This is a genomic window from Acinetobacter sp. DMC2 (assembly GCF_056314305.1).
The window spans coordinates 266,180-292,984 of record NZ_JBQUYP010000006.1 but is presented as its reverse complement, the minus strand read 5'-3'; the positions used below and the strand labels follow the sequence as shown (position 1 = coordinate 292,984).

General features: G+C 38.8%; 23 protein-coding genes. 17 read left to right on the top strand and 6 right to left on the bottom strand.

The annotated features are described in order from the left end of the window. Positions 1-103 precede the first annotated feature (103 nt). From ACT53H_RS14765 to ACT53H_RS14745, 5 genes are all read left to right on the top strand, one after another. Complete coding sequence (locus ACT53H_RS14765) at positions 104-901, top strand: fumarylacetoacetate hydrolase family protein (RefSeq protein WP_476009525.1); 798 nt, start codon at positions 104-106, stop codon at positions 899-901. A gap of 11 nt (positions 902-912) precedes the next feature. Next, on the top strand, positions 913-1,818 hold the full coding sequence (locus tag ACT53H_RS14760; RefSeq protein WP_476009524.1) for an acetaldehyde dehydrogenase (acetylating): 906 nt from the start codon (positions 913-915) through the stop codon (positions 1,816-1,818). 11 nt (positions 1,819-1,829) lie between these two features. Further along, positions 1,830-2,849 (top strand): 4-hydroxy-2-oxovalerate aldolase, encoded by a 1,020-nt coding sequence (dmpG, locus tag ACT53H_RS14755; protein ID WP_476009523.1) that lies wholly within the window; start codon positions 1,830-1,832, stop codon positions 2,847-2,849. A gap of 416 nt (positions 2,850-3,265) precedes the next feature. Further along, positions 3,266-4,576 (top strand): OprD family outer membrane porin, encoded by a 1,311-nt coding sequence (locus ACT53H_RS14750; protein WP_476009522.1) that lies wholly within the window; start codon positions 3,266-3,268, stop codon positions 4,574-4,576. Between the two features lie 175 nt (positions 4,577-4,751). Next, entirely contained in the window at positions 4,752-5,612 is an 861-nt protein-coding gene (locus ACT53H_RS14745) for an alpha/beta fold hydrolase (protein WP_443271951.1), read from the top strand. Between the two features lie 113 nt (positions 5,613-5,725). Here the strand turns inward: ACT53H_RS14745 and hcaR are convergent, their stop codons facing one another. Further along, positions 5,726-6,625 (bottom strand): DNA-binding transcriptional regulator HcaR, encoded by a 900-nt coding sequence (hcaR, locus tag ACT53H_RS14740; RefSeq protein WP_443271953.1) that lies wholly within the window; start codon positions 6,623-6,625, stop codon positions 5,726-5,728. A 264-nt stretch (positions 6,626-6,889) separates the two neighbouring features. Between hcaR and hcaE the strand changes: the two genes are divergently transcribed. From hcaE to ACT53H_RS14695, 9 genes are all read left to right on the top strand, one after another. After that, positions 6,890-8,293 (top strand): 3-phenylpropionate/cinnamic acid dioxygenase subunit alpha, encoded by a 1,404-nt coding sequence (gene hcaE / locus ACT53H_RS14735; RefSeq protein WP_476009521.1) that lies wholly within the window; start codon positions 6,890-6,892, stop codon positions 8,291-8,293. Next, complete coding sequence (hcaF, locus tag ACT53H_RS14730) at positions 8,290-8,850, top strand: 3-phenylpropionate/cinnamic acid dioxygenase subunit beta (RefSeq protein ID WP_107880337.1); 561 nt, start codon at positions 8,290-8,292, stop codon at positions 8,848-8,850. Before hcaE ends, hcaF begins: the two co-directional genes overlap by 4 nt. After that, the gene (hcaC, locus tag ACT53H_RS14725) at positions 8,850-9,176 is read left to right on the top strand and encodes a 3-phenylpropionate/cinnamic acid dioxygenase ferredoxin subunit (protein WP_001033367.1); all 327 of its coding nucleotides are present in this window, start codon (positions 8,850-8,852) and stop codon (positions 9,174-9,176) included. Before hcaF ends, hcaC begins: the two co-directional genes overlap by 1 nt. 2 nt (positions 9,177-9,178) lie before the next feature. Beyond that, positions 9,179-9,994, top strand: coding sequence for a 3-phenylpropionate-dihydrodiol/cinnamic acid-dihydrodiol dehydrogenase (gene hcaB, locus ACT53H_RS14720; protein ID WP_107880335.1), 816 nt, complete (start codon positions 9,179-9,181; stop codon positions 9,992-9,994). Positions 9,995-10,056: 62 nt separating this feature from the next. Further along, positions 10,057-11,013: a 3-carboxyethylcatechol 2,3-dioxygenase gene (locus ACT53H_RS14715; protein WP_476009520.1), complete on the top strand. Its 957-nt coding sequence runs from the start codon at positions 10,057-10,059 to the stop codon at positions 11,011-11,013. Between the two features lie 10 nt (positions 11,014-11,023). Then, positions 11,024-12,244, top strand: a complete 1,221-nt coding sequence (hcaD, locus tag ACT53H_RS14710; protein ID WP_476009519.1) for a 3-phenylpropionate/cinnamic acid dioxygenase ferredoxin--NAD(+) reductase subunit — start codon at positions 11,024-11,026, stop codon at positions 12,242-12,244. A gap of 419 nt (positions 12,245-12,663) precedes the next feature. Beyond that, on the top strand, positions 12,664-13,869 hold the full coding sequence (gene mhpT / locus ACT53H_RS14705; protein ID WP_443271961.1) for a 3-(3-hydroxy-phenyl)propionate transporter MhpT: 1,206 nt from the start codon (positions 12,664-12,666) through the stop codon (positions 13,867-13,869). A 160-nt stretch (positions 13,870-14,029) separates the two neighbouring features. Further along, positions 14,030-15,220 (top strand): MFS transporter, encoded by a 1,191-nt coding sequence (locus tag ACT53H_RS14700; RefSeq protein WP_476009518.1) that lies wholly within the window; start codon positions 14,030-14,032, stop codon positions 15,218-15,220. 1 nt (position 15,221) lies between these two features. After that, a complete protein-coding gene (locus ACT53H_RS14695; protein WP_125699384.1) occupies positions 15,222-16,118 on the top strand; it encodes a LysR substrate-binding domain-containing protein in 897 nt (298 codons plus the stop codon). Between the two features lie 33 nt (positions 16,119-16,151). Here ACT53H_RS14695 and ACT53H_RS14690 read toward each other — a convergent pair whose 3' ends face one another. After that, positions 16,152-17,762 carry a bifunctional 3-(3-hydroxy-phenyl)propionate/3-hydroxycinnamic acid hydroxylase gene (locus ACT53H_RS14690; RefSeq protein WP_125699385.1) on the bottom strand — a complete coding sequence of 537 codons (1,611 nt, stop codon included), beginning with the start codon at positions 17,760-17,762 and terminating at the stop codon, positions 16,152-16,154. Positions 17,763-18,587: 825 nt separating this feature from the next. On the opposite strand from ACT53H_RS14690, the gene ACT53H_RS14685 reads away from it, so the two are divergent. Both ACT53H_RS14685 and ACT53H_RS14680 read left to right on the top strand, forming a co-directional pair. Continuing rightward, positions 18,588-19,142 carry a TetR/AcrR family transcriptional regulator gene (locus ACT53H_RS14685; protein ID WP_476009517.1) on the top strand — a complete coding sequence of 185 codons (555 nt, stop codon included), beginning with the start codon at positions 18,588-18,590 and terminating at the stop codon, positions 19,140-19,142. Between the two features lie 245 nt (positions 19,143-19,387). After that, on the top strand, positions 19,388-20,728 hold the full coding sequence (locus tag ACT53H_RS14680; RefSeq protein WP_096639552.1) for an aspartate aminotransferase family protein: 1,341 nt from the start codon (positions 19,388-19,390) through the stop codon (positions 20,726-20,728). Positions 20,729-20,877: 149 nt separating this feature from the next. On the opposite strand, the gene qhpR is transcribed toward ACT53H_RS14680, so the two are convergent. The 3 genes from qhpR to ACT53H_RS14665 form a co-directional block, all read right to left on the bottom strand. After that, positions 20,878-21,912: an AraC-like transcriptional regulator QhpR gene (gene qhpR / locus ACT53H_RS14675; protein ID WP_031944595.1), complete on the bottom strand. Its 1,035-nt coding sequence runs from the start codon at positions 21,910-21,912 to the stop codon at positions 20,878-20,880. 308 nt (positions 21,913-22,220) lie between these two features. Then, on the bottom strand, positions 22,221-23,546 hold the full coding sequence (locus ACT53H_RS14670; protein WP_476009516.1) for an HAD family hydrolase: 1,326 nt from the start codon (positions 23,544-23,546) through the stop codon (positions 22,221-22,223). 74 nt (positions 23,547-23,620) lie between these two features. After that, positions 23,621-24,622 (bottom strand): phosphotransferase enzyme family protein, encoded by a 1,002-nt coding sequence (locus tag ACT53H_RS14665; RefSeq protein ID WP_353154760.1) that lies wholly within the window; start codon positions 24,620-24,622, stop codon positions 23,621-23,623. 180 nt (positions 24,623-24,802) lie between these two features. Between ACT53H_RS14665 and eat the strand changes: the two genes are divergently transcribed. After that, a complete protein-coding gene (gene eat / locus ACT53H_RS14660) occupies positions 24,803-26,218 on the top strand; it encodes an ethanolamine permease (RefSeq protein WP_004793358.1) in 1,416 nt (471 codons plus the stop codon). Between the two features lie 87 nt (positions 26,219-26,305). Here eat and ACT53H_RS14655 read toward each other — a convergent pair whose 3' ends face one another. After that, positions 26,306-26,773, bottom strand: a complete 468-nt coding sequence (locus ACT53H_RS14655) for an Lrp/AsnC family transcriptional regulator (RefSeq protein ID WP_004793356.1) — start codon at positions 26,771-26,773, stop codon at positions 26,306-26,308. Positions 26,774-26,805 lie beyond the last annotated feature (32 nt).

Here is a 26,805-nt window from a genome sequence, read left to right as displayed (position 1 = left end):
AACACAAGGGATTTGGTGTGTCTAATTTGCCTGAACTTCGTGTTCCGTTCTATACCTTTCGTAACGCAGTAAACATTCAATTTTGCAGTTTAAGGAAATATTGATGTCGAATTCTGCTGTTGTTGATTCAGTTGCTTTTGCCTTAAGGCAGGCTGAACTATCACAAACTGCGATTGTTCCGATTCGTGCTGAACTCGGTGGTGAACAGGCAGGTGTGGATATCGCTTATGCAGTACAGGAAATCAATACTGTACGTGCACTCTCGGAAGGACGCCGTTTAGTAGGTCGTAAAATTGGACTGACTTCTAAAGTCGTACAAGCTCAGCTTGGTGTAGATCAACCTGACTTTGGAATGTTATTCGCCGATATGGCATACGGTGATGGTGAAGCAATTCCAATGAGCAAATTGATTCAGCCAAAAGTTGAGGCTGAAATTGCGCTTGTACTCAAACATGATTTAACTCAAACCCGACATACATATGCAGACATTATTAGTGCGACAGACTATGCCTTACCTGCTGTTGAAGTAGTTGATAGTCGTATTGAGAACTGGAAAATTTCATTGATTGACACAGTTGCTGACAATGCTTCTAGTGCAGCTTTTGTTTTAGGTTCACGTCCAGTGCAGCTTAGTCAACTTGATTTAGTGAACTGCAAAATGGTTATGACTCGTGGTAGTGAGATTGTTTCGCAGGGCGTGGGTAAAGCTTGTTTGGCCAATCCGTTGAATGCGGCAATTTGGTTAGCCGATGAAATGGTGAGACGAGGACGTCCGTTACAAGCAGGAGATATTGTCCTGACAGGGGCATTAGGTCCAATGGTTGTAGCTCATCCCGGAGATGAGTTTATAGTTGAAATTGAAGGCTTCGATTCAGTTACTGCATGTTTTGCTACTGAATAAAGGATAAGGAAATGAAAAAGATCAAATGTGCCTTAATCGGTCCAGGAAATATTGGAACAGATTTATTATATAAATTACAGCGTAGTGAAGTACTAGAGCCTGTTTGGATGGTGGGGATTGATCCTACTTCTGAAGGCTTGGCTCGTGCTGCAAAAATGGGTTTAAAAACGACATCAGACGGGGTTGACGGTTTATTACCTCATGTACTTGAAGATGATATCAAAATTGCTTTTGATGCAACTTCTGCTTATGTGCATGCAGAGAACAGCCGTAAGCTTAATGAGCTTGGCGTGTTAATGATTGATTTGACTCCTGCAGCAATAGGTCCATTTTGTGTTCCACCAGTGAACTTGGAAGCTTTGCTGGACGCGGGTGAAGTACCTAATGTGAATATGGTAACTTGTGGTGGGCAAGCAACAATTCCAATGGTTGCTGCAATTTCACGTGTTCAACCAGTTGATTATGCTGAAATCATTGCGACTGTATCGACCAAATCGGTTGGCCCAGGTACGCGTAAAAATATTGATGAATTTACTCGTACAACTGCTGGCGCAATTGAAAAAGTTGGTGGTGCAAAACAAGGTAAAGCCATCATTATTATCAATCCTGCTGAACCTCCATTAATGATGCGCGACACAGTACATTGTTTAGTTGAAGGAGAGCCTGACCAAGTAGCAATTACTGAATCAGTGAATGCCATGATCAAAGAGGTACAAAAGTATGTACCAGGTTACAAACTAGTGAATGGACCTGTATTTGATGGTAATCGTGTTTCTATGTTTCTTGAAGTAGAAGGCTTAGGGGATTATTTACCGAAATATGCCGGTAACCTTGACATTATGACTGCGGCAGCCGCTCGTACTGCAGAAATGTTTGCAGAACGCGTTTTATCTAACCAAAAAGTAGAAGCTGTTTAAGGAGAAACCGTATGTCTAAGATTATTGTGCATGATATGACGCTACGTGATGGGATGCATCCTCAACGCCATCAAACTACAGTTGAGCAAATGATTGCTATTTCAACTGCTTTAGATGAGGCGGGTGTACCCTTGATTGAAGTCACTCATGGTGATGGTTTAGGTGGTAGTTCCGTTAACTATGGTTTTGCCGCTGCAACAGATGAAGAATATTTGTCTGCGGTTGTGCCACGTATGAAAAATGCTAAGGTATCTGCACTTTTATTACCGGGTATTGGAACAGTTGATCATTTAAAAATGGCACATGAGATTGGTGTTTCAACGATTCGTGTTGCGACGCACTGTACAGAAGCAGATGTATCTGAACAGCATATTACTGCTGCTCGTAAATTGGGAATGGATACAGTAGGCTTTTTAATGCTGGCTCATATGGCTACACCAGAACATTTGCTAGAAGAAGCAAAAAAAATGGTGTCTTACGGTGCTAACTGTATTTATGTTACAGATTCAGCTGGTTATATGTTGCCACAAGATGTTACCGATCGGGTTGGGTTACTTCGTCAAGAACTTGATAGCAGTATTGAGTTAGGTTTCCATGGTCACCATAACTTGGGTATGGGCGTTGCCAATACCGTTGCTGCAGTTGAAGCTGGTGCAATTCGGGTTGATTTGGCTGCTGCTGGTCTAGGAGCTGGAGCAGGTAATACGCCACTTGAGTTATTTATTGCAGTTGCAAATCGTATGCAGATAGATACAGGCGTAGATTTGTTTAAAGTACAGGATATTGCAGAAGATCTCGTAATTCCAATGATGCTAAACCCAATTCGTGCAGATCGTGATGCAGCAACGTTAGGTTATGCGGGTGTGTATTCTTCTTTCTTATTATTTGCAAAACGTGCTGAAGCTAAATATGGTGTCTCTGCGCGTGAAATTTTATTAGAGCTTGGTCGCCGTGGTACGGTGGGTGGACAAGAAGATATGATTGAAGACCTTGCATTGACTATGTCAAAAGCTAAAGTACTGAGCGCATAAGTTTTTTACAAGTGAAAAAGAGCACTCTGTGAGAGTGCTTTTTTACATCTAATGATTTGATCTAGATGAAATAACTTGGATATAAGCGTTATTTTCTATAAATAGATGAATACCATTTTTGATTAAATAATTCTCTATTTAAATAAAAAAACGATTAGAAAAATAAAAATATCAAATTTAAATAAAGTTATTTTTATAATAAATACATATATAACAAATAGTTGTTCTATTTTTTAGGACATGATTAATCGTTTTTGGTGATCTGTTAAAAATTCCCATTACTGGAAAAGTAACATTTTTTTAAAGCATTGAGTTTAAAAAGAAAAATATCTTAATACTCTAGTCGAATTTTTCATAAAAATAGAGTTGAGCATGATAGGGCTTGGTTTCATGGATTGATTGAAAGGAAGTACGCAATGCGTCGTCAAACGTTATGGATCGCAATGGCTTGCGCAATAGCAACAATAGGGGCTACTGGCACATATGCTGGCTTTGTTGAAGATAGTCAGGTTCAGCTGAAATTTAAAAACTTCTATTTAGATCGTCAGTATGATGACACCCCTGCAAAAAACTGGGGGAGTTGGTCGCAAGCTGTGACACTGGATGCAAAATCGGGCTATGCAGAGTTTGGGGCGTTACAACTCGGTGTTGACGTGTTAGCACAGTATGCTGTGCGTCTGGATGGCCGTGACCGTAATGCCGATTGGGTTCTGCCGTACAGTGGGATTTCTGGTACAGGCACAGGAAAACAAGAGCGCCAGTTTGGAAAAATAGGAGCAACTCTTAAAGCGAAAATCAGCCAAACTGAATTAAGAGTTGGTGAAATTTTACCTGTAACACCAGTAATTCATTTTGATCCATCACGTCAATTATTGACCACTTATAATGGGGTGTGGCTAGAGTCAAAAGATTTTAAAAACACCAAATTAACACTAGGTTATTTGGATAGTATCAATGCTCGTTATGAAAATCAGCCAATGGATTTTGGTCTATGGCCTAAAGCATTAAATAATGATGGTAAAACTGATGGGATGTATGTTGCGGGCATAGATTACCAGTTAAATAAAAACTGGTCTGCAAGTTACTTTTATGGCGATGTGACGAATATCTATCGTCAAAATTACTTGGGTGTGAACTATAAAAACAATTATGACAAGTTAAAAGTCGATTCACACATACGTTTTTTCGACAATGCAGAGTCGGGAGACGCCTTGTATGGTGATATTGATAATCAGGCATTATCTATAGGCTCAACCTTAACTTATGGCTCACACAGCGTAGGTTTGTCTTATCAGCAAATGTTTGGTGACCATGGTAGTAACCCGAGTGCAGCAACTGGTGCACCATATTTCCCATCCCTCGCAGGTTGGGTACCTCAGCCTTATTTGGATAACTGGTCAGTTGCGAGCTTTATCCGTAAAGATGAAAAATCGGTGGGTATGGCTTATAGCTATGATTTTAGTGATCTTGGCATTAAAGGTTTAAAAACCACTGCAAGATATTGGCATGGTTGGGGCATTGATTCAGCTTATGAATCAAGTGCATTAACAGGTAAAGGCAAAGAAGATGAATTCAACTTTATTCTGAATTACGTAGTGCCAGAAGGGAAGTTAAAAGGCTTAGGTTTTCAGTGGATGTATATTGATGTGAACTTCGACAATATTGCAGGCCAAGCAAGCGATTTGCAGGAACATCGTATTGCAACGACATATACCTATAAATTTTAAATATTTATTTAAATAACAAGTGGTTATTAATATTTTTTTTGTATCACCTCATCGTAAACAAGTATCAGTTTAGGCGCTGTGAACAGGTAAGATAGGTGTGTAAAACATTTAAAATTTGGCCTATTAAAAGCAGCTTAATCTTGATTTGAGCTGTATAAATTGTAAGAGGAATGACATGGGCACAGTACAAATCCCCGAATATAAAACAGATCCATTTTTTGGTTTGGAAGATAAATGGATTGAAACAGCGACAGGTGAATTAACTCATTATCATGAGCTTGGAGAAGGTACTCCGATTTTATTTTTGCATGGCTCTGGTACAGGTGTTTCAGCAGCAGCAAATTGGTGGTTAAACTTACCACAAATTGCTGAGCAAGGACGTTGTATCGCGATTGATTCAATTGGTTATGGTCAAACTGTTGTTGCGGACGGGACTGCTTACGGTATCCGTGCGTGGGTAGATCATGCGGTTCGGGTACTCGATGCGCTAGGCATTGAAAAAACGTGGATAGTAGGTAATTCTTTAGGTGGTTGGTTAGCATTCCAGTTTGCTTTAGATTATCCAGAGCGTGTACTCGGTATTGTATCAATGGGTACTGGTGGTGCTAAGCAGACAGCAGCGCTTAAAGCACATGCTAATCCTGAATTGACAGAAGCTGGTATCCGTAAAACTTTAGAAATGTTTGTAGTGAATAAGTCTTTAGTTACGGATGAGCTAGTTAAAGTTCGTTTTGAGGCTGCTAAAAATGACTATGCATCGGATCGATTGATGGAAGTAGTTGGAGCACGAGATCGTGACCGCTTTGAATTTCCTCTCAACTTCGAAAAAATGAAAGATATTCAGATTCCAGTATTACTGATTCATGGTGTGCAAGATGTAGTTATTCCTGTATCACGTACTTGGGATATTTTGAATATTGTACCTAATGCTGATGCACATATTTTTAGTCAATGTGGACATTGGTCACAAGTTGAAAAAGCTGATGAGTTTAATCAGCTTATTAAGCAATATTTAGCAGTACATGATGTTAAATAAGATATAAAAAATACAGGAAGAATAATTTATTCTTCCTGTATTTAAATTAAATTTTTTAGTTTTTTGCTGAGCCTCGTCATTTGATCTTAGACTTTTGTATTAAATAAGATAAGTTAGAGCTGGTTAATATTTAAGTAAAAAACTTTACTTAATAAATCCATAAATTCTTTAACTCCTGAAGATTCTGCATCTTTGCGGTAGCTTACAAATAAATCTAAAAATGGTAGATCTACATCAAGTGGTCTAGTGACAATATTGTTTAAAGTTAGCGGTTCTATATAGCTCGGTAAAATTCCGCAACCCAATCCCATTCCTATTGAATTAATATTAAATAAAATATTATGAGCAGTTTGCACAATATTAAATTTAATTTTATGAAGTTCAGCAAAATTAAGAATTGTATTATGTAAAATTGACGACTGTTCTAATGAGGGAATAATAAAATCAATATTGTTTAAAAGCTTCACTGGAATACGCTCGTACTGAGAAAGTGGGTGATCTCTGGGAAGCAAGAGCATTAGAGGTTCACGTAATACAAATTGACTCTGAATTTCATCGTTATTTAAGTTATCTCTCATAAAGGCAATGTCAATTTCACCTTTCTTTAAAGCTTCCATTTGTTCGGTATTATTCATGCTCCGTAATTCAATTTTTAAGTTTGGATTTTGTATGCGTAAACTGGGAAGAACAGACGGAAAAACTTTCATTTCTACTACCGGAACAAAACCAATGGTCAGTTGTTGTTTTTTAAATTTTGAAACTTGACGAGCCATTGCAATTGCTTTGTCCGCCTGAGCTAAAGTCAGTCGAGCTTGTTCAAGAAATACAGTACCTTCTTCCGTAAGTTCTACCTTACGTTTGGTGCGGTGTAATAGTTTTACGCCGACTTCATCTTCGAGGTCTTTAATTTGTTGACTTAGAGAAGGTTGTGCTGTGTAAAGACGTAACGCTGCCTTACTAAAGTTGAGTTCTTCTGCGACCATTACAAAGTAGCGTAAATGACGTAATTCCATATCAGTTGTAATCCAAAAATCTTTTATTAACTTTGGGGCGTTAATAAAATATGCTAAATGATTGAAAACCATAAATCCCTTTATAAAACTACTGATCAGTATCAGTCGAACTTAATTTTAATATTTAAAATCTATAATGAATAATTCATAAAAAGTCTAATTTGAAACAAATAAAATATTTCACTTAAAACAGTTAAAAAATCATTATCCATTCAAATTGAATTTTAAGTTGTGCGCTTTTTGGTGGCAGCAGGAGAGCTTCTCATGAATGGAAAAATTGAAGTGTGTGAAATCGATGCTTTAGTCGATGCACAAAATGGACGTATCTCGCCAACTATCTACACAGATCCACAATTATACGAACTAGAGTTAGAACGTGTTTTTGGACGTTGCTGGCTATTTCTTTGCCACGAAAGTCAAATTCCAAAATCAGGAGACTTTTTCAACACATATATGGGAGAAGATCCCATTATTGTTACTCGCCAAAAAGATGGTTCTATTAAGGCATTATTAAATCAATGCCGTCATCGTTCTATGCGTGTGAGCTATGCTGACTGTGGCAATACACGCGCATTCACGTGTCCATATCACGGTTGGTCTTACGGAATTGATGGTTCTCTTAAAGATATTCCATTAGAAGGTATTGCTTTCCCACATGGCGCTTGTAAAGAAGAATGGGGATTGCAAGAAGTTCCACGTGTTGCTAGCTACAAAGGTTTAATTTTTGGTTGCTGGGCTGAAGATACTCCTGAATTACTTGATTATATGGGTGATATTGCATGGTATCTCAATGCAATGATTGACCGCCGTGAAGGTGGCTCTGAAGTGATTGGTGGCATCCATAAATGGGAGATTAACTGTAACTGGAAATTTGCAGCAGAACAGTTTGCTTCTGACCAATACCATGCGCCTTACTCACATGCCTCAGCAGTACAAGTGTTAGGTGGAAAACCAAATGATGATACTTCTAAAGCATTAGGTAGCGCGCAAACTGCACGACCAGTTTGGGAAACTGCAGAAAGCTGTGTGCAATATGGTCAACGTGGCCATGGCTCAGGCTTCTTTCTGACCGAAAAACCAGATGCTAATTTCTGGGTGGATGGTCAGGTGGCAGATTATTTCCGCGAAACGTATGAAGAAACAAAAGAGCGTTTGGGCGACACTCGTGCTTTACGTTTGGCAGGCCATAACACCATGTTCCCAACTTTGTCTTGGCTAAATGGTATGACGACCATGCGTATTTGGCATCCACGTGGACCAGATAAAACTGAAGTTTGGGCATTCTGTATCACGGACAAAGCAGCGCCACAGCATATCAAAGAAGCGATGGAGTTGAATGCTTGTCGAGCATTTGGTCCGGCTGGTTTTGCTGAAGCCGATGACGGTGAAAACTGGATTGAAATCCAGAAAGTTTTACGGGGATATAAAGCGCGTAAGAGCAAACTCATCATGGAAATGGGCCTTGGTAATGAAAAATACCGTGAAGATGGTATCCCTGGTATTACCAACCATGTTTTCTCTGAAACAGCTGCACGTGGCATGTATCGTCATTGGGCAAACTTGTTGATGCATGAAAAATGGGAAGACGTACAACGGGCAGATGAGGCTTATGAGCAAGAGCTTTTGAAAAAAGCGGCTAAAAAGGATGAGAAGGAGCTTGTGAAATGAATCAGATCATTGACTCATTAAAACCACAGCCAGTATGGCGTTCTATCGGATTAGAACTTCACCACGACATTAGTCAGTTTTTATATGCAGAAGCGCAGTTATTAGATGACTGGAAATTTCGTGATTGGTTAGACATTTTGAGCGAAGATATTTTATATACACTCAAAACGACGACAAATGCGCAAACACGTGATCGTCGTAAATGTATAGCACCACCATCAACATGGATTTATCACGACGATAAATTTGTACTAGAGCGTCGTGTAGCCAAATTAGAAACCGGTATGTCATGGTCAGAAGAACCCCCATCACGTACACGTCACTTGATTACCAATATTCGGGTCGAAGCAACAGAACAGGCGAATGAATATCAGGTTTTTAGTAACTATTTGCTTTATCGCTCACAGAAAGAAAAAGACGTGCTGGTCTATGTGGGTAAACGTGTTGACCTGATTCGAAAAGATGATAGTAGCAGCTTGGGTTGGAAAATTGCTAAACGCGATATCACTCTCGATCAAGCGACTTTGATTTCTCACAATATTACGGTGTTTTTCTAATGAATAAAATTTTCGTTTGTCAGATTGATGAGTTGGATGAAGGCGAAGCGCTGAAAGTAGATTGTAATGTAGGTGATATTGCTGCACTTGCAGTGTTCAATTTCAATGGTGAGTTTTTTGCCATGAATGATAAATGCAGTCATGGTAATGCTTCTATGTCAGAAGGTTACTTGGAAGATGATGGTACGGTTGAATGCCCACTCCATGCATCACGTTTTTGTTTGAAAACGGGTGTACCACAATGTGTACCCGCGACTGATTCGATTCAGACATTTCCTGTCGTGATTGAAGACGGCGCACTCTATGTCGAAATGGTAGGAGCGTAATTATGGGATGGCTAGAGGGTGAAGTTGCGCTGATTACTGGTGGTGGTTCAGGACTAGGACTCGCTTTAGTTGAGCGCTTTTTGCAAGAGGGTGCACATGTTGGTGTGTTGCAACGTTCACAATCAAAAGTAGATGAATTGATTGCACGCTATGGTGACAAAATTGTAGCGGTTACCGGAGACGTAGCTAGTTTTCAGGATAACGTTCGTGCCGTGCAGGCCACAGTGGAGCGCTTTGGAAAGCTAGATTGTTTTATTGGTAACGCTGGTATTTGGGATCATTATGCTGACATCGTCAACATGAGTGGCGAACAGTTAGACAAAGCCTTTGATGAAATTATGAGTATTAACACGAAAGGCTATTTGCTTGGTGCAAAAGCAGCTTTAGATGAGTTACTCAAAACTGAAGGCTCGATGATTTTTACCTTATCTAACTCAGCGTTTTATTCATCTGGTGGTGGTCCAATTTATACCGCATCAAAACATGCTGGTGTGGGTTTGGTGCGTGAACTGGCCTATGAGCTGGCACCCAAAGTACGTGTGAATGCAGTTGCTCCATCTGGCATGAATGTCAATGTGAAAGGCGCAGCATCCCTTGGGCAGGAAAATCTAGGATTACTTGATGCACGCGATCCCCAAAAAATTGGGCAGGGTATGCCATTGAGATTCTTACCCGAACCAGAAGACATGACTGGTTCTTATGTATTGCTCGCATCACGTCAAAATAACCGACCATTATCCGGTGTTTTCATTAATGCTGACTGTGGTTTAGGCATTCGTGGCTTACGCCAAGCGAACGCTGGTTTTTTTGATGCTTAATTTTAATCCGATATTAATGGACTAATAAGGCAGCTAAAAACTGTCTTATTTCGGAGCTAACCATGACTGTTAAACTTATTTGTGCTTCTCATAGCCCGCTAATGGAATTTGCGTCTCCGGCAGAACAGCAGCAAGAACAAACGGTGCGTAAGACTTTTGAAAAACTTGCTGCAGAAGTCAAAGCATACAACCCAACCTTAATTATTGCTTTTGGACCAGATCATTTTAATGGCTTCTTTTATGACCTGATGCCTAGTTTCTGTGTTGGTATACGTGCGACAGCAGCAGGTGATTGGAATTATGGTCCTGGTGAGCTTAATGTGCCGGAAAGCACAGCATTAAGCTTAATCCGAAAGGTACTTGATGAAGGCGTAGATGTGGCTTATTCATATCGGATGCAAGCAGATCATGGGGTAACCCAACCGCTTCATTTTTTATGTGATGGTCAACTGAGCCGTTATCCAACGATTCCTATATTTATTAATGGCGCTGCTGCACCAATGCCTACAACAAAGCGAACGCTTGCTTTAGGTCGTGCAATTGGAGCGTTCATCAAATCAATTAATCAGGAAAATGAACGTATTCTAATTTTGGGGACAGGTGGGCTTTCACATGATCCACCAACGCCTCAAATGGGTTCAGTGCCACCAGAAGTCGAAGAGTTTCTCATTGCTGGACGTAACCCGACGACTGAAGCTCGAAATGCGCGTCAGGCTAAAATCATTTCAGTTGGACAGCGTTTGGCTGCAGGAGACAAAAGTGTAGCTGTTCCACTTAATCCGGAATGGGATGAACAGTTATTGGAAAAATTCAAAAATGCAGACTTCGCTGCACTTGAAGCAATGACCGAAGATGAAATCCGCCGTGAAGGTGGGCGTGGGGGACAAGAAGTCCGTACTTGGATGGCTGCTTTTGCTGCATTACAGACTGTAGGTGATTATGAAATGACCTTACATTGCTATGAACCAATCAGTGAATGGATTGCGGGCTTTGGCATAGTGTCTGCCGAGTTGAAATAAAGGGTAAGCAATGAATATTCAAACTATTGTCATCATTGGTGCTGGACAAGCTGGTGCAAGTGCTATTTTAGAGTTGCGTTGTAATAAATATGAGGGTCGAATTATCCTGATAGGGGATGAACCTCATTTACCTTACGAACGCCCACCATTGTCTAAAGACATGATTCTACGACCAGAACAGACTAAGATTGAAATACTCTCACAACAGAAATTAGAAGACTTAGGCGTAGAGTTTATTAAAGATAATGCTGTTGTAAAGATTGTACCTGAACAATATCAAGTGATTTTGAAAAATGGCGAACATCTCCATTATGACAAATTATTGTTAGCAACAGGTGGTGCACCTCGCCGTCTTCCAGTTTTAGATGCATTGGGTAAAAATGTTTATACCTTACGGAATTTAGAAGATTCGCAGGCATTAATTCCAGTACTACAGCCGGGTAAGCGTATTTTATTGGTCGGCGGTGGCGTGATTGGTCTTGAGTTAGCATCTAGTGCTCGATTTAAAGACTGTCATGTGACTGTGCTAGAACAAACTCCAATGATTATGGGGCGTTCACCAGCAATTATTAGTGAGTTTTTACTTAATCAGCACCGTAGCCGAGGTGTTGATATTCGACTAAATGTGAAAATTTCTGAAACCCAACTGCGCGGTGAAGAGATTGTCATCACCTTGGAAAGCGGTGAGGAACTCATTGCTGATGCAGTTATTTATGGTATTGGAATTGTACCAAATGCCCAATTGGCTATAGACGCTGGCTTGAACGTCGATTTCGCTATTAAAGTGAATGAAAATTGTCAAACTTCCCATCCGGATATTTATGCTGCTGGTGATGTAGCAACTCAGTTACGTGCAGATGGTCAGTATTCTCGTATAGAAACTTGGGAAAATGCCAATAATCAAGCAGGTATTTTTGCTCGCCATGTGATGGGAATAGAACAGCCGAAAACGAATCCATCATGGTTTTGGACCGACCAATATGATATTAATTTTCAATTCGTTGGTGATATGTCTGCAAAAGAATGGCATATACGAGGCGATATAAATACGCAACAGGACCAAAATGTTAGTTTCACCTTATTTGGGTTAGATCAAGGCATCATTGTTGCTGGTATTGCAGTTAATCAAGCTAAAAATGTACGGCATTTAAAAAAATTGGTTTCTAGTTCTATTACCTTTGATAGAGAAAAGCTACTTGATGTATCGATTGAATTACGTAAATTAATTTAATTAGGGTTCTTATACTAAAAGCCTATTTAATACTAAAGATAAAAACCGTCATGATTATATGGCGGTTTTTTTATGGGTAATCATATCAGTTCTATATGAGTTTATAATATTAATACTTATTTTAAACTACATTATAATTTATAACTATTAATAAAAAACATTAAAGTTCGCTATGTAAGATATTTTTTATATAGTAAAAATTTATTTTGTCTTTAATTTTTAATTAAGTGATTGTAATTTATGTTAATTTTTAAATTTATTATAAAAATTTTATATAACAAGTTAATACGTGAGCTGTCTTTCTAAGACTTTGATTCATATTTTTATAAATTTATAAAACTTAAGGCTAATTTAGAAAAAGAGACCTTTAATAAAATATATCAAAGGATTTTTTTAAACTAGTAGAAAAGGATTTTTCTATGGACCGTGCAGGAAATAAGCACTCTATTATTACAATTGTCATTTGTTTTTTAATAGCTGTGATTGAAGGAATTGATATACAAGCTGCAGGTATCGCTGCTGTAGGTATACGAGAACATTTTGGTTTAAATAGCTCTCAGCTAGGCATTTTTTTTAGTGCAGGCATCTTGGGATTATTACCTGGTGCATTAATGGGCGGTCGTTATGCAGATCGTGTTGGTCGCAAGATGGTGCTGATCGGGGCAGTGACTATTTTTGCAATATTTACTCTTCTTACAGTTTGGGTGAATAGTTTCTACACTTTGTTATTAGTACGTTTTTTAGCAGGGGCAGGATTAGGGGCAGCAATGCCAAATTTAATTGCCTTAGCCTCGGAAGCTGTTTCTAACCAAAATCGTGGGCGTGCTGTAGGTTTGATGTACTGTGGTATGCCAATAGGTGCCATATTAGTATCATTGATTGCAGCTTATGATGTAACTGGAAATTGGAAAACAATTTTTTATGTCGGTGGAATAGTTCCAATTCTTGTAATTCCACTCATGATTAAATTTTTGCCGGAATCTCAAGAGTTTTTACAAACTAGATTTCGTGATAAATCTATTGCTCGCTTAGAAAGCTCTTTTAAAGATCTATTCCGAAATAACTATGCGGGTCAAACTCTCTTGTTGTGGGCCAGCTATTTTTTCACTTTGATGGTTGTATACATTATGTTGAGCTGGTTGCCGTCTCTATTTATGGAGTTAGGCTTCTCTCGTCAACAAGGCAGTTTAGCTCAAGTGTTTTTCCAAATGGGAGCTGCTATAGGTACCGTTGTACTGGGTATTTTGATTGACCGTTGGAATAAAGCTTATGTGATTATCCTTATGTATATAGGTATTTTAGCTGGCTTATTTAGTTTGAATGGGGCTGGGAATTTAACTGCAATGTATGCAGCAGCAGCCTTAATGGGAACATTTACTATTGGTGGTCAAGGCGTTTTATATGCTTTTGGAAGTATTGTATATCCAACAGAAATTCGAGCAACTGGCGTAGGGAGTGCAGCAGCAGTTGGGCGTATAGGAGCAATGCTGGGTCCTGCAATTGCTGGTCAGTTGCTTGCTATGGGAAGTGGTGCTGCAGGTGTTATTTCTGCTGCTATTCCTGGAATTGTTATTTCAGCATTACTGATGCTTCTGGTGATTCGTCGATTACATCAGGTTAAATAGTTCAAATAGAACAATGGAAAAAGCTCTTATTCTCAGAGCTTTTTCCCTCATTTAAGAAGTCTTAAATCTATCCACTCTAAGCTTAAAGCAAATCGATTATTGTAACTATCATACGAATTTAATTCGTATTTGAAATAAGAATCTAAATTGAGTAAGAGAAATGTACCCAGTTGCCAAGGAAAAGCTTTGGAATCGTTCATTTATCCTCTGTATATTGAACAACCTTTTTTTATTCATTTATTACTATGCTTTGCTCACCATATTACCTCTTTATATTTTAAAAGAATTATCTGGTTCAATTAGTCAGGCAGGTTTAGCATTAACCCTATTCTTGATTTCATCGATTGCCATTCGTCCTTTTGCTGGTCTAATTATTGATTGGTTGGGTGAAAAAAATGCATTACGAGGTTCAGCATTACTGTTTGCATTTTTGGCCTTTGGTTATTTATGGGTCAATCAACTATGGATATTGCTGCTGATTCGTTTCTTGCATGGAATCTGGTTTAGTATTTTGACTACGGTAACAGTACCCATTGTGAATGAATTCATACCAGAGCAGAGAAAGGGTGAAGGTATGGGGTATTTCGTCATGTCTACGAATTTAGCAGTAGTATTTGGACCGATGATTGCTTTAGCCACTGTACGCTACACCAGTTTTTATAACCTATTTATTCTTCTCACTTTAATTGTGTGTTTAGGTTTAGTTTTTTGCTTCCTTATACCTGTGTCTTCGTTAAAAGATAAACCTTTGGTTCAGACAACCCGAAAGATTACTTTAAACGATATTATCGAAAGAAGAGTGGTTCCTATAGGTGTGATTGCATTATTTGTTGCAATGGCTTATTCAAGTATTATGAGTTTTATAAGTATCTATAGTGAAACTAAAAACTTACTCACTGCGACAAGTATATTTTTTATTATCTTTGCAATATCAATGATTATCGCACGTCCGTGGGTTGGCTATTCATATGATAAAAGAGGGGCTAACTCAGTAGTTTATCCTTCGTTTATTCTTTTTGCGATAGGATTATTCTTGGTGAGTCAAATGCAAACACAGTGGGAGTATTGGTTTGCAGCGGCTTTGATCGGTGCAGGGTATGGATCACTTTTTCCTATTTTTCAAACAATGGCGATACAATCTGTTGAGAAAAAAAGAATTGGTTATGCGGTTTCAACATTTTTTACTTTATTTGATTTAGGGATGGCAATTGGTTCAGTTCTGGTAGGATTTATTATTGCCCAAATAGGCTATGAAAAAACTTACCAACTGTGTGCATGGGTGACGATAATGACTTTATTTTTATATCGTTGGCTATGTGATCGAGATATAAAGACAAAAATTGGGATATGACATGGAATTACGTCACTTACGTTACTTTGTTGCGGTCGCTGAAGAGCTAAATTTTACAAAAGCTGCACTGCGCATGCATACGGTACAGCCTTCGCTAAGTCAACAGATTAAAGACTTAGAAGATGAAGTCGGTGTTCAGCTTTTTATACGCAGCAAACGAAAAGTGGAACTTACTAAAGCAGGAGAAGTCTTTTTTAAAGAAGCGCTTATTATTTTAGAACACACCGAGAAAGCCATTAGTTTGGCTAGACAAACTGCGAAAATTGAACAAGAGCAATTAAATATTGGTTTTGTTCCCGTAGCTGAAATGAAAGTTTTCCCTTACATCATGCCGAATATTAGAGCACATTTTCCCGAGCTTACAATTGATTTTCAAAGCTTAACCGATGATGCTCAACTACAGGCGCTTAAGAAGGGAGAGATAGATATTGCTTTTACACGTTACGGAGCTAATACCGATGAACTGGTTTCTATTCAAATCTTTCAAGAACCGTTGACTTTAATTATTCCTAAAAACTCGCCAGATATTCAACAGGAACGCATTAGTATAAAAAGTTTTGAGAACCATAACTTTGTGATGTGTAATGAAGATGCTTCACCTGAACTTTATCGAATTATTGATGGTTTCTTTAAAAAATCTAAACTTAATGTCAATGTTGTGCAGTACTCAACTAACATTTTATTGAATGTTAACTTGGTTGGAATGGAAATTGGATGGAGTCTCGTTCCTCAGTATGTCATTCCCCTTTTGGGAGACAAAATTGTAGTGAAAAAGACCATAGAACCTTTGCCTATGATAGGTTTATATGTTTCTTATAGAAAAGATCATGTTAACAAAGCGATAGATTTGATATTGGATGTACTCAAAAAACAATTTCATCTAAATTTTGCCTTTTAAAAAAAGCCATTCTAAAGAATGGCTTAATTACTTTTAGTTAACCAAATGCATTTTTTGGAACAACTCTTCACTTATACTGTTTACTGTTTGAGGTATAGCGAGTCCTGCTATAAAACGATCAGGTCTTAAAATCACCATAGATTGATTCGTTTGACTAAACCAAGAGCGAATTTCAGTATCTACATCGCCAATAGTAATTACATGCTCATGAGAAGAACGGTTCGGTGCATCTAACTGAACAGCAGGTACGACTTGAATAAACTTAATTCCTAACTTGCCCCATTTTTTCATTACATTTGGTGATATACCCCAAGTAGGATTAACTCCCCAAGCAAGTATGGCAAAGTTATTGCCAATCACTTCGTCCAGTAAAACTTTGTCTTTATTTTCAAGCTGAACATGCGGTTGAATGAACATCTTTCCGACAGGGGTATTCTTTTGTGGAAAGGGTGCCAGGATGCCTTGATGATATTTCGGCATAGGTTTAAAACGCATTTCTAATAAATAGCGTTTTATCGGTTGTATGTAATTTAATACATAAGCAATACCATCACGCATGGCACCTTGCCATTTTTTTGGTGGGGCAAGTACATGACCCGCTAGAACAGATAAATTAATCATGGCTTGAGCGTGGTCTTTTCTCTCCAGTTGATAACTGTCTAGAATTTCTGGGCCTGCAACTTTTTTAACGACTAAGGCCATTTTCCAAGCAAGATTAAAAGCATCACGCATGCCACTATTGTAACCTTGACCTTGCCATACGGGCATAATATGGGCTGCATCTCCAGCTAATAAAATACGATCTACACGGAAACGGTCTGCAATACGTGCATTGTGGGTATAAACGCGCTGACGAATCACTTCAATATTGTCCGTATGAGGTAAAACTTTACCTAATAATCGGTTGATATTTTCGGGTTTACTTAGTTCTTCCTGAGTTTCTCCAGGCATTACCATAAACTCAAAACGACGAATACCATGTGGTAAAGCTGCTGATACATAAGGACGAACAGGGTCACAGCATAAATATACATGAGGAGTCGCGAGTGGATCGTTAGCAAGATCAATAACAATCCATTGGTTAGGTGCAGTTTCTCCCTCAAAATTAATGTTAAGCGTGCGTCGTACAAATGAATTTCCACCGTCACAAGCAATTAAATATTGTGCTTGAACAACTTCCTGTTTTTGATCTTTTGTCGTTAGGCTTAACGTCACGTAGTCGTTGTCTTGAGTAAAGCTATTTAATTGACGTGAAAAGCGTACCTCTGTTTTTGGATAGGCCGCTAAACCTTCTAATAAAACACGGTCAACTTGAGGTTGGATAAATGCATTACGACGTGGCCAACCAAATTCGCGAGTCATAGGTTGAATATCTGCAAAACACCGCCCTTTAGGAGTTAAAAACCGCATAGCATGATTGGGAGTGGTATGTGGTAAAACTTGTTTGATCAAACCTACTGACTGAATGGTGCGTAATGATTCATCATCAATACCAATTGCTCTTGGATAATCAATAAGTTGGTCTAGTTGCTCAATAACAGTAACTTGTACACCTTGTTTACTTAAATAATTTGCAATTGTTAACCCAACTGGGCCTGCACCTAAAATTGCAACTTCCGTGGTGTGATGGTGAGTTTGATTCACAGTAAATATCCCTTACTATCAAGTTTTCTTATTAATATCAAAATTGAAGGTAGGTTGAATTTAATCAATAGTTTAATAAGTGAACTTCTAAAAGGAAGATGTAGATTTAAATTTTTTTAATATACTGTATTTAAAAGAATTTTTACATTCTTGCAATAGTTTTTTTTAATCCAATCATTGTTTTTAATTATAATTAAAGTGAGTGGTTTTTAGATATGAAAAATTATCAATTAAGAAAAAATTAAATTTATTTTAACAATAACTTCCTCATTATTTAGCCTTACTTTTTTAATGATTTAATTTAAAACAAATGACATTTTGTGTGCTTGACTGCAATAGGGTTGGGCACTATTCTTTGCCTGCTGGCCTACATTGCCAGACGGTCGTCGCGGACCGATTACAACAGCATCAGAATTATTCCTTTCTGAGGGATAATTTTGTGTGAGCATCTCCTCGTCTCCTCCCGTAGCGGTAGGACGGGAGAGGGACACCTTCGGGTGTGCTGGTTGTTGTACCAGTCCGCGAACCCTTTCTCGTTCTGCCACCATAATTTTAATGTCTGGCGGAACTCCCAATAAAAAGGAGTTGGCTTTGCACATCCATTATTTCTTGGCTCTCAATGCCAAAAGCTATAACGACACAGCTTAAAAAATTAAAGCAGCTTGATCACTCTAAGGTTTTCAGGCTTTAAGTCTTTTTTATTTAAAACTTAGCAATAACAAAATTGAGATGTGCCACGCACAGTCTTTACGGCTTTGCTGTGCCTTTTTTTCTCCCAAAAAAGTATCTCATTTAGAAACAACAAGAATTTATAACGGTAAAAATATGCGAAATTTAGTTCTCCCAACGCGTGCAATAAAAGTTGTAAATAAGTCGATTCATTTATTTCACCATTTTGGCTTTCATACAGTTGGGGTCGACAGAATTGTGAAAGAGTGCCAAATTCCCAAAGCAACTTTTTATAACTACTTTCACTCAAAAGAGCGGTTTATTGAAATCTGCTTGATTGTGCAAAAAGAACGATTAAAAGAAAAAGTGGTTTCAATTGCTGAGTGCACTAGCCAAGCAAGTGCTAGAGATAAACTCAAAAAGCTTTATTTCTTGCACACTGATGTAGAGGGGCTTTACTACCTATTATTTAAAGCCATTTTTGAGACAAAACTGACCTATGCAAAAGCCTATCAAGTCGCAATTAAATATAGAACTTGGCTAATCAATGAAATCTATAGTCAGCTGATAAAACTAAAAACGGATGTGACTTTTCAAGATGCAAAACTATTTTTATATATGATTGAAGGCGCAATCATTCAGCTTTTAAGTTCAGATGGAGCAGACAACAGAGAAAGCCACTGGAATATGATTTCTAATGTCTTTCTTTAGACGTTTCGGCTTATTTGGGGGAAGGCATAAGCCTTAATTCTAAAATAGCTATTAGATGAACTTTGATAGTTGACTTCAAATCGTGGCTTAAGTGGTCTGAGGTCAAGTTTTTTTAAAGAGACTTAAGCAATATGGTTTGCGTAACTTCAATCAAATACTGAAATATTTCGAATCAGCGTATGAGTTGCCTACGTCAGTCATCGTCTCGCACAAAAGTATGCTGAATATAAATAGAGGAGTCATTCATGGGTACGCGTTCAACCATTATGGATACCAATAGCTTTCGTCCAGAACATGCTGCTGAGCTGGACCATGCTACCCGCAAACTGACCGATAAAAGAAATAAAATTTTAGGTGAATCCTATCGCTTGTTTTATCGTAATCCCGTGCATCTGGTGAAAGGACAGGGGCAATATTTATGGGATGCAGCAGGTCATCAATATCTGGATGTTTACAACAATGTTGCCAGCATTGGTCATTGTCATCCTGCGGTGATTGAAGCGGTAAATGAGCAAATGAAAATGCTCAATACGCATACCCGTTATTTACATGAAAATATTTTGGATTATACCGAAGAACTTTTACAAACCACTCCTGATGAAATTGACCGTGCCATGTATATGTGTACGGGCTCAGAAGCGAATGATTTAGCGATTCGTATTGCACGTGAATATAGCGGTGGTACAGGAATCATTGTGTCTCAAGAGTCGTATCATGGAACCAGTAGCTTAACCTCAGGATGCTCTCCAGCGCTTGGAACTGAGCAGCCTTTAGATGCTACAACTCGTCTAGTTCCAGCACCTGATTATTATCGAATTCAAACTGATGATTTGGGCACATGGTTCGCGCAGCAGATCCAACAACAAATTGATGATATGAATGCAAAAGGGATCAAGTTTGCAGGTTTTTTGGCGGACTCAATATTCTCTTCTGACGGTGTCATGCCTAATCCTGTTGGGTTCTTACAAAAAGCGGTTGATGTTGTACATGCCAATGGCGGTATCTTTATTGCTGACGAAGTACAACCGGGTTTCGCGCGCACTGGCGATTCTTTCTGGGGCTTTGGTCGTCACAATGTTGTGCCTGATATCATTACCACAGGTAAGCCAATGGGTAACGGAGTTCCAGTGTCAGGGCTTTTAGCCAAGAGTGAAGTTCTTGCTGCTTTTAGCGATAAAATTCCATATTTTAATACCTTTGGTGGTAATCCTGTTTCTATGGCAGCGGCACAGGCTGTACTTAAAGTGATTCAGGAAGAAGAATTGCAAACCCATAGCAAATATGTGGGAGGACTACTTCTAAAAGAACTCACTAAACTTATGGATAAACATGAAGTGGTTGGTGATGTACGTGGCGCTGGTTTATTTATAGGGTTTGAACTGGTTAAAGACAGAACCACTAAAGAGCCGAATAAAGCATTAGCTTTGAACCTTATTGAAGAGCTCAGAAATACTCATCGAGTTTTAACCTCAGTTGCAGGTCCTTATGGCAACGTATTGAAACTGCGCCCACCTTTGGCTTTCCAAACAAAAGATATTGATTGGTTAGTCGGTGCTTTAGATCAAGCCTTAACAAAATTAAAGTAAGACCTTCTATAAAAAATACCCCTCAAGTTGGATGTTAAATCTAACTTGAGGGGTATTTTATTGTTCATATCTTATGTGTCGTTAGAAGTTATCTCGAATTACTTAAATAATAACAAGGCCTTCATTTAAAGGCCTGTATTTACGATGTTTTAGTGTCTTAATTGACGTGGCGTAACACCAAACCAGCGCTTAAATGCACGAGATAAAGCGCTTACTTCTGAATAACCTAATAAGAATGCCATTTCTGAAATTGGAATATTTTTCTGTTTAATATAATGCTCGGCCAACTCACAACGGACCTGATCGACTAAATGGGTGAAGGTCAGTCCTTCATTTTTTAAACGGCGGGTAAGGGTGCAACTCGTTAAACCGATATCATGAGCGATTTTTTCAAGGTTTGGTTCACCTTCACTGAGTTCAAGTTGTATGTGAGAGCGTACTTGATCTGCGAGACATTGACTTGGTGAAGCGCGATTGAGTAGGTGCAACGTATCTAGAATCACTGTTAATAAAATAGAATCGCGTCCCGGCATAGTATGCTGGACGTCTTTTTTTGAAATGATGATGGAGTTAAATGGTTGATCAAAATAAACAGGCGCGTTAAATAATTTGCTATGTTCTTGCCAGAATTCAGGTCGAGTATGCTCAAAGTGAATCGCGCGTGGTGAATAATGAGGACCCATCACTTCACGGATCACATTCATAAACATGCCCATGGTCAGTTCTGCATCTTGGCGGCGAGTTAAAATCGCGCCGTGTTGAACTTGATAATCTATGCGCCAGCTATCTCCTAAATCGACCATTCGATTGAGGGTGTCTTTCTGATGCAAATAAAAGTTATTGGTCATGTTCATTAGTGCAGATTCTAAGGTGTTTGAGCAAAGCCCGATGTAACCAATGAGTCCTAATGATTTGGGTTGAAACTGTTGACCATAATGCAGGCCAAAATTATCACAACCTGAAACCAATGCCGCCTGTTCTAGCACCTTGCAATAATTGGGTAGTTGTAAACTCAAAGTTGGGCTGATTAGAAGTTCAGGATTAATACCACTAATTCCTAAAACACGATCAACATCTGCACCTTTTTGATGAATAAACTCGCTTAATCCAGAGGCGGCTGCAGACAATACACCTTGATTACACATATTTGAATCGACAAGATGAGCTGGATTGAGATGTAACATGTCAAGTCTCATGATATTTATTCCTAACTATTATTATATTAAGCAAAAGCCATACCAGTTTTTGCTTACGTCCTTGATTTTGTGTTGTTAAAAGTTTTTATAAAATAATGACTTATGTGTTGCTGTTTTAAGTTTCAGGCTTGATTCTTTAAGAAGAGATCAAGAGTTGCATTTAACGTTGGGTTGCGAACTAAAAGAAGGCAGAAAATGCATTAGAGATAGGCAAAAAGGGCAGAACTAAAACAATAAATTAAGCGGCTTCTCATGCATACAACATGTATTGTAGGCATGAGAAAATAAGTGAAATACTAATTTTTTGTAGTTTTTGCCGTTTGCGCACCATAACTTAAACTGGCCATTGAAGGTCTAAATTGACCTGTATTGGCATCGCGGCCCTGTAGTAAGAACTTAGTATTGGCTTGACCGTAGCTCTGCACAGCCTGCTGAGAAAATTTTCCAATATCTGAACTTGGACTGCGCAATCGGTTAATGATCAGAACCTTCTGAGTTGCTGCAAAATCTTGCATCATATTTTGATCGCCTTCACTGTCACCTGCGATAAAAATTGGTCCGTAACTATATTTAGAGACTAAAAAACGTTGGATGGTTGCTGTTTTACCTTTACCTTGTGTTTGCGCATAGCCATGACGAAACTCAGGTAAAATTCGATTTTGAGTATCTCGTTCTAACTCCATGGCGTAGGCATTTTTTTCATTAATGTTATAGCCGATCTCTGGATTAGAAATAATTTCCTTAATCACATCAATAAAAGAGGCTGAGCAGACATAGACATCAATACCATTGTCCTGAAAGGCCTTAAATAGATTTTGCATTTCACGGTATGGTCTTAAACCATTTTCCCAAGTGGTTTTCACAACGCCTGCTTGGCCTGAAAGCGCTGCGGGAGAGGTCCATGTTACAGGTCCAATCGGTTGCTGCATTTGCCAAGCCACTGTTGCTTTCACCAAATTACGGACTTCTTGTTCGGTAAGCCCTGTAAATAAATAAGTAACCCACGGATATGCAACTTCATGATCAAAGGTGTCTCCAATCGCCGCATATAGATATCTCATTTTAGTAATGAAATCGAGATAATGCAGATCTTGTTTAATTTGATCCAGACTTTGCTTACCTTTCAGACCGCTATAGTGGTGATAAAGCCATGAGTAGCTCGCAATAATATCTGGGGCGATTTTATCAATATTGACGGCTTGGCCTTGCTGGTTATTGTAGGCCGCTTCAAAGTTTTGAGAGCTAATTCCTTTACGAATAATCTGATTAAGCTGCTCTGGCGTGACATTAAAGGCTAAGTGTTCAAGCTGATAAATTAACGTTGCTTCTTCGATGTCTAAAAATACCGAGGTATTGTCAAAGTCCGTGACAATATACGGGCGTTTGTCAGGATTGTAGTTAGGGCTATCTTTTCCATAGTTAGCAATTAATTGATTAAGTTGGTCAAAGTTAAAAGCGTCCCATTGACCTTTTTGGATATATTCCTTTTTGGGAATAGCGACTGCGGGAGATGTACTTTGTAGAGGGTTATAGTTACATGCGCTTAGAGCAATCATACTTGCCAGACTACTGGTGAGTAATAGTGCTTTGGCAACTTTGCTCAGTTGATGGGTAGCTTGCATAAACCCTTCCTTTAAATTCTATAAAATTTAAAAACTAAAAATTGAAAATGAGGAAAAGCGATCTAAATCACTTTTCAAATTCCGACAGGCATTTTTCCGTTTAAATATTTTTTACAGAGACGCACAGTTTCATTGGACCATTGATCTCCAAGACTTTGAGCCATTTCTGTTTGTGCGTGAGAACCATTCCAAGCCATCATTTGAATGCGGCGTTGCATGATAAAAGTTGGGATCATTTCATATTCTTCAGACTGAATATGACCTACGCGCTCGTAGCCTTTTAACCAGTAATCAACCCAATGAGGCGCATTTGCATAATGTTCATTGAAGCTAATCGCAGCAGCGAGATCATGCATAAACCAGCTCATGCCGCAGTCGTCAAAGTCGATCACGCCGATACGTTCTTGTTGTAGTAAGAGATTGGTTAAACGCAAATCGGCATGAATCAGGCCATAACGTTCTTGGGTTTTGCCAAAGAAATTTAAATCTTTCGAAATCTGTGCAATGGCTTCTTCAATTACGCCGTGATCTTGTGGTCTTAAATGAGGTGCATTTTTCCAGTTTCCCCAGTGACCATCTGCACCAACCATGGTTTCATGATTCCACACAATCCGTTGAAAGTTTTCAGGCGCTTGCCATGTCTTACTATGTACGTGCAACTTTGCGGTAATTTGTCCTAATTGTTCAAATGCAGTGGGGTCAACTTCAACGGTTGGCATATCGCCCTCAACCCAGTTGAAAAGAACTGCATAACGATAAATATCATTCGATAGTTTCAAGGTAATGACGCGTTCACCCGATTGATCTGCAATCGCAACAGGAACTTGAATACCGCTGGCATTTAAAGCATCTAACCATTCAAGCTCACTTTGTATATCCAGTTTGCTGTGATAGTTCGGACGGTGAATTCGAAGTGCATATCGGGCAGATCCAGTCGAAACTTGATAGGTTGCATTTTCAGACTGACACAGCAATTTGACCTGTCCTTGATAGTCTGATGGATATTGCTTAATTGCTTGTTCTGCCAGTATTTGTAATTGAACTTGGCTTAAAAATTCATTTTGTTCTACAGACATAACCCATCTCCTCAATTTAATTTTTAAACACGTTCTGTGTTGAGATGCAGTCGATCTTATAAAAGAAAAAATGAATCAACTTGACTTCAACTGGTCGGGGAGATGTTTTGCTGTCAAGTTTTATGAATATCTTTTGCGCAACTATGGGTGGTGTAAATTTAGTCGATAAGGCATACGACAATGAAAGAATCTGAATTAAGCGTAGATGTTGGTGCTTTACAACAGGACGCAGAGTATTTTGCAAAACGTCAGTTAAAAAAGGGGGCGGTAGGTTGGTTACTTTTAGTGGGGCTAGGTGTCTCTTACGTCATTTCGGGTGACTTTGCAGGTTGGAATTTTGGGCTGGCACAAGGCGGCTGGGGAGGACTCTTTATTGCAACAGTCATCGTCGCGTTTATGTATCTCTGCATGAGCTTTGTGATGTCTGAGATGTCAACAATGTTGCCCACTGCTGGCGGTGGCTATAGTTTTGCCCGTGTTGCATTTGGTCCTTTTGGAGGATACCTCACAGGGACTGCGATTTTAATTGAATATGCAATTGCACCTGCTGCCATTGCTGTATTTATTGGGTCATATTGCCAATCACTCTTTGGAATTGGCGGTTGGGCCGTTTATTTAATTTGCTATTTAGTTTTTATGGGCATTCATCTGAAAGGTGCAGGTGAAGCGCTGAAAATCATGTTTGGAATTACCGCCGTTGCTTGTATTGCACTGGTCGTATTTATCGTCGCGATGCTTCCACATTTTGATAGCGCACGTTTGTTTGATATTCCAGTCAGCGCTAATGCAGGTGCGAGTAGCTTTTTACCGTTTGGCTATATGGGAATATGGGCCGCAGTACCTTATGCCATCTGGTTTTTTCTTGCAGTTGAAGGGGTGCCACTGGCTGCCGAAGAAGCAAAAGATCCAGTACGTTCGTTGCCACGAGGCTTGATTGGTTCAATGTTGATATTGGCGTCGTTTGCACTTTTAATTTTATTTTTAGGCGCAGGTGCTGCCGGCTCAAATGCTTTAAAAAATTCAGGAGCACCTTTAGTTGATGCACTCATTGCCGTATATGGTCAGCACACATGGTTGGCAAGTTTTGTTAACTTTGTAGGTCTTGCGGGTCTTGTCGCAAGTTTCTTCTCAATTATTTATGCATATTCGCGTCAAATTTTTGCATTGTCACGTGCGGGATATTTACCAAAAAACTTATCGCTTACCAATGAAAATAAAGCGCCATATTGGGCCATTATCATTCCGGGCATTATTGGCTTTTTGCTCTCTTTAACAGGTGAGGGTGACTTACTCATTTTAATGGCAGTATTCGGTGCAACAATCTCTTATGTGTTGATGATGCTCTCACATATCAAATTACGTTTGTCTCGCCCTGAATTACCACGTCCTTATAAAACGCCAGGAGGAATATGGACGTCTTGTATCGCTTTGATTCTTGCTGCTGTTGCTGTAGTGGCAGGGTTAATGGTAAATCCAAAAGTTTGGTTATTGGCCGCGCTGATTTATGTCGGATTTATACTCTATTACTTGTTATATAGCCGTCACCATTTGGTGAAAGGTACGCCTGAACAAGAGTTCGCCATGATTGATGACTGAGTTTGAGTGCAGTAAAAATAAAGAGGCTTCGGCCTCTTTTTAAGTGTTATAAAACGACTAAAATGTTTAAAACCAAAATAAAAAAGTTTAGATATTTAACTCAAAGTTTACTTTTACACGGTCCAAAACAATTAAGGTCCGATATGTTTTTACATCTTCATTATCCGCAAAATGTTTTCTAACTAAACTTTCAAAATGAGATAAGTTGTTGCTCAGCATGATAATGATAAAAGAGACGCCTCCATTCACAAAGTAGCACTGTTGAATCTCTTCAACAGAAGCAAAGTATTGCTTCGCTCTGTCCATAACTACAGAGCGGTCTTCGCTAAGGCGGACTTCAATTATAGACGTAATTTTTTCACCAAATTTTAGCGGATTTAAAATAGCGCAATTTTTTAAAATAATTTCCTTTTCTTCCATACGAGATATACGTCTTTGAACAGACGCAGCAGATAGACCAATTTTTTCAGAAATTTCTCGATGCGAAGTCTTATTGTCTTTTTGCAGTATTCTTAAGATTGCATAATCAAAATTATCTAAAGAAATTTCTGACATGAGTAAATCTCTCATTAAGCTTTAAATATAGA